This window comes from Actinophytocola sp. (assembly GCF_050699915.1).
Taxonomy (GTDB): Bacteria; Actinomycetota; Actinomycetes; order Mycobacteriales; family Pseudonocardiaceae; genus Actinophytocola.
Window position 1 is genome coordinate 1 of sequence record NZ_JBOHGA010000197.1, and the last position, 11,798, is coordinate 11,798.

Here is an 11,798-nt window from a genome sequence, read left to right on the forward strand (position 1 = left end):
GCCGCGGCCCGGGCCAGCGCCGCGGCGAGCGCCGAGAGCCGCACGGCCTCCTCGTCCGCGAGCGGGGCGGCGAGCGCGTCGAGGCCGTGCCGGTCGAAGAACGCGGTGTCGGTGTCGCCGGCGAGGAAGGCCGGGTGGGTCAGGACCCGCACGAGCAGGTCGCGGTTCGTCGTGACGCCGTGCACGCGGGACCGGCTCAACGCGGCGGCGAGCGCGCGGGCCGCCGCGTCCCGCGTGGGCGCCACCGAGATCACCTTGGCGAGCATCGGGTCGTAGTGCGGGCTCACCACGTCGCCGTCCACCACGCCCGAGTCGAGCCGGATGCCGCGCTCCAGCTGGGCGAACTCGGCCGCCACGCCCGGCACGTCGAACCGGTGCAGGGTGCCGCTCGCCGGCCGCCAGCCGGCGGCCGGGTCCTCGGCGTAGAGCCGGACCTCGATCGCGTGCCCGCGCGGCGGCGGGGGCTCGGCCGGCAGCGACCGTCCCTCCGAGACGGTGAGCTGCAGCTCGACCAGGTCCAGCCCGGTGACGCACTCGGTGACCGGGTGCTCGACCTGCAGCCGGGTGTTCATCTCCAGGAAGTAGAACCGGCCGGTCTCGTCGGCGAGGAACTCGACGGTGCCCGCACCGACGTAGCCGATGGCCTTGGCCGCGTTCCGGGCGGCGGTGAACAGCTCGTCGCGCATCCCGGCGACCCGCTCCACGAGCGGCGAGGGCGACTCCTCCACGACCTTCTGGTGGCGGCGCTGGATCGAGCACTCCCGCTCGCCGACCGCCCACACGGTGCCGTGCGCGTCGCAGAGCACCTGCACCTCGATGTGCCGACCGGTCGCCAGGTAGGGCTCGCAGAACACCGTGTCGTCACCGAACGCGGACGCCGCCTCCGAGCGCGCACCCTCCACCTGGGACGCCAGCTCGTCGAGCGTGCGGACCACCCGCATGCCCCGGCCACCGCCGCCGGCGGACGCCTTCACCAGCACCGGCAGGTCCGCCTCGGTGATCGCCGCCGGGTCCAGCTCGGCCAGCACGGGCACACCCGCGCCGGCCATCAGCCGCTTGGCCTCGATCTTCGAGCCCATCGCCTCGATGGCCTCCGGCGGCGGCCCGACCCACGTCAGCCCGGCGGCCAGCACCGCGCGGGCGAACGCCGCGTTCTCGGACAGGAACCCGTAGCCGGGGTGCACGGCGTCCGCGCCGGCCCCGGTCGCCGCGGCGACGAGCAGGTCGGCCCGCAGATAGGTGTCGGCGGGCGCGGCGCCTGGCAGCCGGACCGCGGCGTCGGCCTCGCGCACGTGCGGGGCCGACGCGTCCGCGTCGGAGCCGACAGCGACCGTCGTGATGCCGAGCGTGCGGCAGGTGCGGAACACCCGGCGGGCGATCTCACCTCGGTTGGCGACGAGCAGCGACGTGATCATGGCGGTCACATCCGGAAGACGCCGAAGCCGCCGGCGCCGCTGATCGGTCCATTGTGGATGGCCGACAGGCTGATGCCGAGCACGGTCCGGGTGTCCCGTGGGTCGATGATGCCGTCGTCGTAGAGCATGCCGGACAGGAACATCGGCAGCGACTCCGCCTCGATCTGGTTCTCCACCATCGTGCGCATCGCCTGGTCGTGCTCCTCGCTGTAGTCCTGGCCGCGGCTCGCCGCCGCCTGGCGGGCCACGATCGACAGCACGCCGGCCAGCTGCTGCGGGCCCATCACCGCCGACTTCGCGCTCGGCCAGGCGAACAAGAACCGCGGGTCGTACGCCCGCCCGCACATGCCGTAGTGCCCGGCGCCGTACGAGGCGCCCATGAGGACCGAGAGGTGCGGGACCTTCGAGTTGGACACCGCGTTGATCATCATGGCGCCGTGCTTGATGATGCCGCCCTGCTCGTACTCCTTGCCCACCATGTAGCCGGTGGTGTTGTGCATGAACAGCAGCGGCGTGTCGATCTGGTTGGCCAGCTGGATGAACTGCGCGGCCTTCTGCGACTCCTCGCTGAACAGCACGCCGCGCGCGTTGGCGAGGATGCCGACCGGGTAGCCGTGGATGCGCGCCCAGCCGGTGACGAGGCTGGTGCCGTACAACGGTTTGAACTCGTCGAAGTCCGAGCCGTCCACGACGCGGGCGATCACCTCGCGCGGGTCGAACGGCACCTTGAGGTCGGTGGGCACGATGCCGAGCAGGTCCTCCGCATCGTGCTCGGGTTCGGCGTAGTCGGCGTCCGGCGCCGAGCCCTGCTTGCGCCAGTTCAGCCGGGCGACGATCCGCCGGCCGATGCGGATCGCGTCCTGCTCGTCGGCGGCGAGGTAGTCGGCGAGGCCGGACGTGCGGGCGTGCATCTCGGCGCCACCGAGCGACTCGTCGTCGGACTCCTCTCCGGTGGCCATCTTCACCAGCGGCGGGCCGCCGAGGAACACCTTGGCGCGCTCCTTGACCATCACCACGTAGTCCGACATGCCCGGCAGGTACGCGCCGCCGGCCGTCGAGTTGCCGAACACCAGCGCCACGGTCGGGACCCGGTCCGCCGACGAGCGGGTCAGGTCGCGGAAGATCCGCCCGCCCGGGATGAAGATCTCCTTCTGCGTGGGCAGGTCCGCGCCGCCGGACTCGACGAGGTGGATCGACGGCAAACGGTTCTGCGCGGCGATGTCCGCGGCCCGGTAGGACTTCTTCGCCGTCCACGGGTTGCTCGCGCCGCCCTTGACGGTCGGGTCGCTGCCGCTGACCAGGCACTCGACGCCCTCGACCACGCCGATGCCGGTCACCACGCTCGCGCCGACCCGGTAGTCGCTGCCCCACGCGGCCAACGGCGAGAGCTCCAGGTACGGCGAGTCCTCGTCGAGCAGCATCTCGATCCGCTCGCGGACGAGCATCTTGCCGCGCTTGCGGTGCCGGTCGACGTACTTCTCGCCGCCGCCCGCGACTGCCTTGGCCTGCTCCGCCTCGATCTCGGCGAGCTTGCCCAGCATCGCCTCGCGGTTGGCCCCGAAATCGACGGTGGTCTTGTCCACTGTGGAGCGTAGGCGGGTCATGAGGTGTATCCCAGTACTTTGGCGGCCAGGCCGGTGAGGATCTCGGTGGTGCCGCCGCCGATGCCGAGGATCCGGATGTCGCGGTAGTGGCGCTCCACCTCGGACTCCCGCATGTAGCCGAGCCCGCCGTGCAGCTGGACGGCCTCGTTGACCACCCACTCGCCGGCCTCGACCGCGGTGTTCTTGGCGAAGCACGCCTGCGCCACCAGCTGCTCGCCGGCGGCGTGCCGGACGGCGACGTCGCGGGCGTAGGTGCGGGCCACGTCGACCCGGCGGGCCATCTCGGTGAGCTTGTGCTGCACGAGCTGGCGGGAGATCAGCGGCCGGCCGAAGGTCTCGCGCAGCCGGCACCACTCGACGGTCACGTCGAGCGCGCGCTGCGCGGTCGCGTAAGCCTGTACCGCGAGCGCGAGCCGCTCGGTGACGAAGTGGGTGGCGACCTGGGCGAACCCGCTGCCCTCGGCGCCGACGAGGTTCGCCGCCGGCACCCGACAGTCCACGTAGGACAGCTCGGCGGTGTCCGAGCAGAGCCAGCCCATCTTGTCGAGCTTGCGCGAGACCGTGAAGCCCGGCGTGCCGCGCTCCACGACGAGCAGCGACAGGCCGTGCGCGCCCGCGTCGCCGGTGCGTACGACAGTGGTGACGAAGTCGGCGCGGGCACCGGAGGTGATGAACGTCTTGGCGCCGTCGACGACGTAGTCGTCGCCGTCACGCTTTGCCGTGGTCCGGACGTTGGCGACGTCCGAGCCGCCGTCCGGCTCGGTGACCGCGAGGGAGCCGATCAGCTCGCCGGCCAGCGTCGGCTTCACCCAGCGCTCGATCTGCTCGGGGTCACCGGCGTGCGCGATGTGCGGCAGCGCGATGCCGGAGGTGAACAGGCCCGCCACGACCCCGCCGGACGCGCCCGCGTAGTGGATCTCCTCGGTCACGGTCATCGCGTCGAGGACGTTCCCGCCTCCGCCGCCCGCCGCCTCGGGAAAGGCCACGCCGAGCAGGCCCAGCTCGCCGGCCTTGCGGTGCAGGTCGCGCGGCAGCTCGCCGTCGCGCTCCCACTGGTCGAGGTGAGGCAGGACCTCCTTCTCGACGAACCGCCGGGTCGTCTCGCGTAGCGCCGTGCGCTCGGGAGTCCGAAACGGATCGGTGTTCACAGGAGGGCCTCCGGGATGTCGACGTGGCGCGAGCGCAGCCACTCGCCGAGGGACTTGGCCTGCGGGTCGAAGCGGGTGGACGCCGCCACGCCCTGGCCGAGCAGGCCGTGCAGCACGAAGTTGATCGCGTGCAGGTTGGGCAGCGGATGGCGCTCGATGTCGAGGTCCTTGGCCTCCGGGAGCAGCCCGCGCAGCCGGTCGACCGTCAGCTCCGCGGCGAGCCACGGGTAGGCGGCCGGGTCGCGGACCCAGACGCCGAGGTTGGCGTCGCCGCCCTTGTCCCCGGAGCGGGCACCGACCACGGTGCCGAGCGGCGCGCGGCGCGTCGGGCCAGGGGTGTGCTCGGGCTCCTCGTGGTGGATCTCGCCCTGCGGGGTGCCGGTGGCCGCGGGCGGGTCGACCGCGCGGCGCTCGCCGTCGGGCAGTACGGCGACCTGCTCGATCGACTGCTGCGGCACGTACTCCGGGCGGTATACGCCGACCGGGGTGCCGTCGCCGGGCGGCGAGGTGAGTGTGGCGCCCGGGTAGGAGCCCAGCGCCAGCTCGACCGACGCGCGGGAGAACGCCTTGGCGCGCTTGGGATCCGGTGTCTTGATCGTGACGTGCAGCAGCGCGCTCGCGGCCTCCTCGGTGTCCGCGTCCTCGTGGTCGGTGCGGGCGAGCGTCCAGTGCAGACCGTCCGCGCCGACCGCACCGGTGAGCTGGCGGCGCACGAGCGCGGCCTTCTCGTCGATGTCGAGTCCACAGAGGACGAACGTCATGCTGTTGCGGAAGCCGTCGAGAGTGTTGACGCAGACCTTGACCGCCTCCGGCGGCGTCTCGCCCCGGGTTCCGGTGATCGCGACCCGGTCCGGTCCGCGCTGCTCGAGGTGGATGGTGTCGAACCGGCTGGTGACGTCCGGGCCGAGGTAGCGCGGGCCGCCGATCTCGTAGAGCAACTGGGCCTTGACGGTGTCGACGGTGACCGTGCCGCCGGTGCCGGGGTGCTTGGTGATCACCGCGTCACCGCTCGCGTCGAGCTCGGCGATCGGGAAGCCGGGGTGGGTCAGGTCCGCCACCTCGGTGAAGAACGCGAAGTTGCCGCCGGTGGCCTGGGTGCCGCATTCGATGACGTGGCCGGCGACGGTGGCGCCGGCCAGCGCGTCGAAGTCCGTGCGGCCCCACCCGAAGTGCGCGGCGGCCGGCCCGACGACGAGCGAGGCGTCGGTGACCCGACCGGTGACCACGACGTCCGCGCCGGCGTTCAGGCATTCCACGATGCCCCAGCAGCCGAGGTAGGCGTTGGCGGTCAGGGCCCCGTCGAAGCCCTGGTGGAGCAGGTCGTCACCCTCCACATGGGACACCCGCACGGCGATGCCGAGCCGCTCGGCCAGCTCGCGGATCGCCTGCGCGAGGCCGGCCGGGTTGAGCCCGCCCGCGTTGGTGACGAGCCGCACCCGCTTGTCCATCGCGAGGCCGAGGCCCGTCTCGAGCTGGCTCAGGAAGGTGCGCGCGTAGCCGCGGTTCGGGTCCTTCATGCGGTCCCGGCCGAGGATGAGCATGGTCAGCTCGGCGAGGTAGTCGCCGGTGAGGAAGTCGAGCTCGCCGCCGGTGAGCATCTCCTCGACCGCGGCGAACCGGTCCCCGTAGAACCCGGAGGCGTTGCCGATCCTGATCATGCCGGTGTTCTCCGCTCCCGCTCACGGCTCCCGGCGTCGCGCCCGTCGCCCGGCGGGCCGGCGAATGCCTGCGCGATGTCGAGCCACGCGTCGGCGTCCGGGCCGGCGGTCACGAGGGCGGTGTCGGCGCGGTTGATCCGCTGGGTGGCGAGCAGGCAGAGGTCCAGCGCCGGCCCGGTGACCCGCTGGTCGGCGTCGGCCGGTCCCCACGTCCACACCTCGCCGTCGGGGCCGGTCAGCTCCACCCGGAACTGCTCCGCGGGCGGCTGCTCGCCGCGAACCAGGTACGCGAAGTCGCGGGTCCGCACGGCGATGTGCGCGACGTGGCGCAGTCGAGCCGTCGGCTCGCGCAGGACGCCGAGCGCGTCGGCGATGTCGTAGCCGTGCGCCCAGGTCTCCATCAGGCGGGCGGTGACCATGGACGCGGCGGACATCGGCGGGCCGTACCAGGGCAGCTTGGTGTCGTCGGGCGCCCGTTCGAGGATCTCGGCCAGGTCGTCGCGCCCGCGCCGCCAGCCGGCGAGCAGCTCGGCGGGCGGCTGCGCGGCACCCTCCGCGGCGGCGGCGTCGACCAGCTCGTCCATCCGCTCCGGCGGGACGGTGATCGCGGCCAGCTCCGCACGGAAGGCCGCCTCGTCGTTGATCGCGAGCAGCGCCTGCCGGTCCGTCCAGGCCAGGTGCGCCACCTGATGCGCGACGGTCCACCCCGCGGCGGGCGTCGGCGTCGCCCAGTCGTCGGCGGAGAGCCCACCGACCAGGGCGTCGATCTCGGCACTTTCCGCGCGCAGGTCGGCGACGAGGACGTTGAGCTCAACCACGGGGACACTCTGGCACGAGGTCGGCGGCCATTTCAAGCATTCGTGCTTGATTTTTTAACCGACGCTGGTCGGGTACGAACCGAGGGCTCGGTGGGTCAGACCCGGCGGTTGCCGCGGGCGCGCTGCCAGTCGTTGACCGTGTTGAGGCTGGTCATCAGCTCCTCCCGGAGCAGGGCGACCCGTGCGTCGACCACCTCGTCGCCCAGGAGCTTGCGCGCCAGTTGGGAGTCATCCAGGGCGTGCAGCGCCTGCCAGGGGGTGTCGGGCAGGCGGGTCGGCTGCGGCATCGGCACCTTCTCGCGCACGCCCCACATGCCGGCGGCCAGCAGCGCGGCGACCACGAGGTGCGGCTGCGCGTCCGCGCCGGCGAAGCGGGCCTCGATGCGCAGCGACTCGTCGGAGCCGGCCAGGCGCACGGCCGCCGTGCGGTCGTCGGCGCCGACTCGGACATCCGTCGGGGCGAAGGGCGCGGTGCGCAGTCGCACGTAGGAGTTCCACGTCGGCGCCCAGATCGCGGTCAGGGCCGGTGCGGCCGTCAGCACGCCGGCGGTGAACCGCTCGAGCAGCGTGATGTCGCCGAACTGCGGCTTGCCGCCCAGGTCTGCCAGCGACAGGTGCACGTGACACGAGCTACCGGTCCCGGCCCGCTCGGCGGCCAGGTAGCTCGCCCGCACGCCCTGCGCGGACGCGGCACGGCGGATCACCAGCTGCTGGAGCATCGCGTCGTCGCACGCGGCCAGCGCGTCGCGGTGGCCGAGCACGCTCTCGTACTGACCGGGGTGGCACTCCCCGCGCCGCGACTCGACTCCCAGGTCGAGCTCGTCCACCGCGGTCTGGACGGTCCCCAGCAGCGGGTTCATCTCGTCAAGCCCGCCCGCCGCGTAGTCGAGCCCGTCCGCGGTGAGCGGCGCCCCGTACTTGTCGATGAACGTGACCTCGTGCTCCAGGCCGACCGACGGCACGAACCCCTCCGCCTCGGCGGCCTGCAGCTGCTCGCGCAGCAGGGTCCGGGGGGCGATCGCCACCGGGTTGCCGTCGGGCCACTCGACGTCGCACACCACGAGCCAGGTGCCGGGCTGTCCGGGCAGCGGCGCGAGCGTGGCCAGGTCCGGGCGCATCCGCAGGTCGCCGTAGTGGTCGATGTAGCGCTTGAACACCGGCGCGGGGATCGCCTCGCGTTCCGGCGTCCAGCCGAACACGTAGCTGCACACGCCGTACCCCTGCTCGAGCACGGAGTCGGTGAAGAACCGGGCGCCGACGCCGACCGCGGCGAACCGGGCGTGCGGGTCCGGCACGAGCAGGACCAGGCCGGACACCGTGCGCGCGAGCACCTCGGTCCGCACCGCGTCGGTGAGGGTGGCGGCCGCGGCGGCGCGGGCGTCGAGGGTGCGCGAGCCTCCCGGGCGCTGGTGCTCCATCACCACGCACCGTCCGGCGCCGGCCCCGCCAGGGGGTTGCGAGCCCGGCCGAACCGGACGTCGAACTCGTCGTCTCGGTCGACCTTGTCGAAGCCCTGACCAGCCAGATGCTCGCGGTTGAGCGTCACCCGCTCCACGTCGGGCGCGAACAGCCGGCACGCGTCGAAGCGGGTCGCGGCCTCCGGGTGCTCTTCGCGGTAGCGGCCGACGACCTCGCGGACCCTGGCCCACAGGCGCGGCCGCGGGTAACCGAGGTCGTCGTGCATGACCTCGGCCCAGAACCGCAGCTGACCTGCGAAAACCGAGCTGAACAGCGACTGCGCGAGCAGGTGCGGCGCCCAGCGCAGCATGTGCGCCGTCGCCTCCGTGGTCAGTGCCGTGTACTCCGGCACGTCCTCGTCCAGCAGGTCCACCCCCTGCGCGAAGTCCTTGATCGCCACCCGCTGCGGCGTCCCTCGCCCGTCGGTGACCAGTATGAGGTTCTGACCGTGCGGGCAAAACCCCACGCCGTACCGCAGCAACCAATGGAGCAGCGGGGTGAGCAGCAGGTCGAGCAACCGGCCGAGCCACTCATCGGTGTCCATCCCGGACTCGCGGACCAGCCGGGTGACCACCGCCTCGCCGTCCGGGCCGCGGTAGGGCAGCGCCGCGAAGGAGATCGCCCGCTCCCCCGGCCCGAGCCGCGCCCGCATCGACTCACGCCACAGCGCGCCGAGCGTCTCGTGGAACCGGTAGGGCAGCTCGGCCAGGTTGCCCAGCAGCGGGTGGCGCACGGACACGCTCGCCACCTCGCCGAGCAGCTCGAAGCGGTACTTCTCGCCGAGCAGCGGGTCGGCCGCGCTGACCTCGCGCAGCCAGGTGGTGACCGCGGGCGCGGCCAGCGTCGCGGCCGACGCGAGCCCCCGGTAGACGAGCGTGTTGCGCACCGACACCGCGGTCTTCACGTCCCGGCGGGTCGGGTGGCTCGCGTTGGCGAGCGTCCGAATCGTCTGGTGTGGACGGTAATGGTCGATGCTCTCGCCGAGCGGCACGACGATGCCCTCGGCCAGCTCGGCCGCGTAGAGCGTGCCGATGATCTCGTCGGCCTGCCACGGGTGCACCGGCACCAGGACGAACTCCTCGGGCGCCGCGAGCCCGGCGCGCAGCTCCGCCAGCTGGTCGCCGAGCTCCTCGGTGAGCAGCCGCTCCTCGGACAGCTCCGCGACGCACCGGAACGACGCGTGGTCGCGGTGCACGCCGAACCAGCGCAGCGGAAACGCCGGCCCGGACTCGGGCGCGTAGCGTTCCCGGTCGGTCTGCGAGAAGCCGACCCGCCCCTTGTTCAGCACCAGCCGCGGGTGGCCGGTGAGGTGACCGTCCGCTCGGTCGTAGTCCATAGTGGACAGTGCTACGGCGGTCGGCGCGTCGTCGAGCCGGATCGCCTCGTTGGTGACGGTGGCGGTCAACTCGGCAAGCACGTCGGCGAGCCGCAAGCCGGTGAGCCCCAACCGTTCCCGGGCGTCGACGACCAGCGTGCGGGGGTCGGTGGCCGGCTCGCCGTCGCGGGTCGCGCTGCCCGGCTCGACGTGCCAGGACTCGAACGCGCCGCGCCGGGCACGGAACCGGTAGCAGACGCCTTCGGGGAGCTCCAGCACCCACTCGTCCCCGTCCGGCTTGGGTTCGAACAGTCCCTCGTAGCTCAGCTCGCCGAGCATCTTGTGCACGACGAGCGTCCCCGCGGCCCGCCATGACGAGATCATGAGAACTCCTCCAGCCCGAACGTCGTGAACGCCGTGCGGTCCGGCAACGGGTACACCGCCCGCCCGCACACCGCGTTCAGGATGCGCGCCGACCGCCACGCGGCCAACCCCAGGTCCGGTGCGCCCACCCCGTGCGTGTGCCGCTCCGCGTTCTGTACGAACAGGGATCCGCCGGTGTCCAGCCGCACGCGGTAGTCGGCGTCGACCGCGATCCGGTGCGCCGTGTCCCGCTCGATGCGGTCCGCGAGCGGCCCGAGCAGCTCGCCGAGATCCCGCTCGCGGTAGCCGGTGGCGCACACGACCGCGTCCGTGGTGACCGTCGCCTTGCGGTCCTGCTGGACGTGACGCAGCTCGAGCTCGACCCGGCCGGCACGCTCCGCCGCCGCGGTGACCTCGACCCCGGGCGCGAGCGTCACCTCCGGCCAGCCACCGCCGACCGTGCGCTCGTACAGCTCGTCGTGGATCGCCCCGATGGTGTCCGCGCTGATCGCCTTGTACAGCTGCCACTGCGCGGGCACCAGCCGGTCGCGGGTCGGCTCGTCGAGGCCGTGGAAGAAGCGCGTGTAGTCCGGGGTGAACTGCTCGAGGCCCAGCTTGGAGTACTCCATGGGCGCGAACGCCGGCGTGCGGGTCAGCCAGCGCAGCCCGCCGCGCGGTCGGGCGCGGAGCAGGTCGAGGAACACCTCCGCGCCGGACTGCCCCGAGCCGACGATCGTGACGTCGTCCACGCCGAGCAGCCGGTCCCGGGCGGGCAGATAGTCCGCGGAGTGCAGGATCCGCTCGCCCGCCAGGTGCTCGAGCGGCTCGGGCAGCACCGGCTCGGTGCCGACGCCGAGGACCACGTTGCGCGCCCGGACCGGCCCGCCGGGCTCGACGTCGAGCTCGAAGACGTTCCCGGCCCAACGGATAGCCCGCACGTCCCGGCCGAACCGCGCGTTCGTGACCCGCCGGGCCGCCCAGGCGCAGTAGTCCTCGTACTCCGCGCGCGGGATGTGAAAGCGCTCGGCGAAGTAGAACGGGAAGAGCCGGCCGCGGTCGCGCAGGTAGCTGAGGAACGACAGCGGGTGTGCCGGCTGCACGAGCGAGACCAGGTCGGCGAGGAACGGCACCTGCAGCGCGGCGCCCTCGATCATCAGGCCCGGATGCCAGCGGAACTCCGGCTCGCGCTCGAAGAACGCGGTGCGCAGCCCGTCGACCGGCTCGGCCAGCGCGGCGAGCGAGAGGTTGAACGGGCCGATGCCGACGCCCGCGAGATCGAGCGTCACGGCGCGACCCGGCGTGCGGTCGCGTCGAGGAGGTCGAGCAGACCCCGGTAGTCGCCGGCGTCGGCGTGCGGGTTGAGCAGGGTGAGCTTGAGCCACACCCGGCCGTCCGCGGTGGCGCGGCCGACCACGGCGGTGCCGTCCTCCAGCAGCCGGCGACGGACCGCGGCGACGTGCCCGTCGGCCGCCTCCTTGGGCCGGACCAGCACGGTCGACAGCTCCGGCTCGGCCCACAGCTCCAGGCCCGGGTGGCGCTCGACCTCGCGCGCGACCTGCCGGGCCAGCTCGCAGCAGCGCTCGACGAGCCCGGCGATCCGCCGCCGGCCCAACGCGCGCAGGGTCACCGCGATCTTGAGGCAGTCCGGCCGGCGCGAGGTGCGGATGGAGCGGCCGAGCAGGTCGGGGATGCCGGCCTCGGTGTCGTCGCCGGCGTTGAGGTAGTCCGCCCGCACGTGCAGCGCGCGCACCGGCGCACGCGTGGCGAGGATGCCGGCGGCGATCGGCTGCCAGCCGAACTTGTGCAGGTCCAGCGCGACCGAGTCGGCGGCGCCCAGGCCGGCGAGCTTCGCGGCGAGGCGGTCGCTGAACAGGGCCGCGCCGCCGTAGGACGCGTCGACGTGCAACCACGCGCCGGCCTGCCGGGCGGCGGCCGCGAGCTCGGGCAGCGGGTCGATCGCGCCGGTGTCGGTGGTGCCCGCGGTGGCGACCACGACCTCGTCGCCGTGCGGATCGACGT

9 protein-coding genes are annotated in these 11,798 nt (G+C 73.2%); all 9 read right to left on the reverse strand.

The window, feature by feature from the left end:
- A partial coding sequence (locus ACRDSK_RS26475; protein ID WP_431444004.1) for an acetyl-CoA carboxylase biotin carboxylase subunit occupies positions 1 to 1,415 on the reverse strand: 1,415 nt, incomplete at its 3' end.
- 5 nt (positions 1,416 to 1,420) lie between these two features.
- Positions 1,421 to 3,019, reverse strand: coding sequence for an acyl-CoA carboxylase subunit beta (locus ACRDSK_RS26480; RefSeq protein WP_431444005.1), 1,599 nt, complete (start codon positions 3,017 to 3,019; stop codon positions 1,421 to 1,423).
- Positions 3,016 to 4,167 carry an acyl-CoA dehydrogenase family protein gene (locus tag ACRDSK_RS26485; RefSeq protein WP_431444006.1) on the reverse strand — a complete coding sequence of 384 codons (1,152 nt, stop codon included), beginning with the start codon at positions 4,165 to 4,167 and terminating at the stop codon, positions 3,016 to 3,018. The genes ACRDSK_RS26480 and ACRDSK_RS26485 overlap by 4 nt, the downstream gene beginning before the upstream one ends.
- Positions 4,164 to 5,825 (reverse strand): acyclic terpene utilization AtuA family protein, encoded by a 1,662-nt coding sequence (locus ACRDSK_RS26490; RefSeq protein WP_431444007.1) that lies wholly within the window; start codon positions 5,823 to 5,825, stop codon positions 4,164 to 4,166. Before ACRDSK_RS26490 ends, ACRDSK_RS26485 begins: the two co-directional genes overlap by 4 nt.
- A complete protein-coding gene (locus ACRDSK_RS26495) occupies positions 5,822 to 6,643 on the reverse strand; it encodes a TIGR03084 family metal-binding protein (protein WP_431444008.1) in 822 nt (273 codons plus the stop codon). Before ACRDSK_RS26495 ends, ACRDSK_RS26490 begins: the two co-directional genes overlap by 4 nt.
- Positions 6,644 to 6,738: 95 nt before the next feature.
- Entirely contained in the window at positions 6,739 to 8,061 is a 1,323-nt protein-coding gene (locus ACRDSK_RS26500) for a glutamine synthetase (RefSeq protein ID WP_431444010.1), read from the reverse strand.
- A complete protein-coding gene (locus ACRDSK_RS26505; RefSeq protein ID WP_431444011.1) occupies positions 8,061 to 9,800 on the reverse strand; it encodes an IucA/IucC family protein in 1,740 nt (579 codons plus the stop codon). Before ACRDSK_RS26505 ends, ACRDSK_RS26500 begins: the two co-directional genes overlap by 1 nt.
- Positions 9,797 to 11,065, reverse strand: coding sequence for a lysine N(6)-hydroxylase/L-ornithine N(5)-oxygenase family protein (locus ACRDSK_RS26510; RefSeq protein WP_431444012.1), 1,269 nt, complete (start codon positions 11,063 to 11,065; stop codon positions 9,797 to 9,799). The genes ACRDSK_RS26505 and ACRDSK_RS26510 overlap by 4 nt, the downstream gene beginning before the upstream one ends.
- Positions 11,062 to 11,798, reverse strand: a 737-nt coding sequence (locus ACRDSK_RS26515) for a pyridoxal phosphate-dependent decarboxylase family protein (RefSeq protein ID WP_431444013.1), incomplete at its 5' end; no start/stop codon positions are given. The genes ACRDSK_RS26510 and ACRDSK_RS26515, both read right to left, overlap by 4 nt.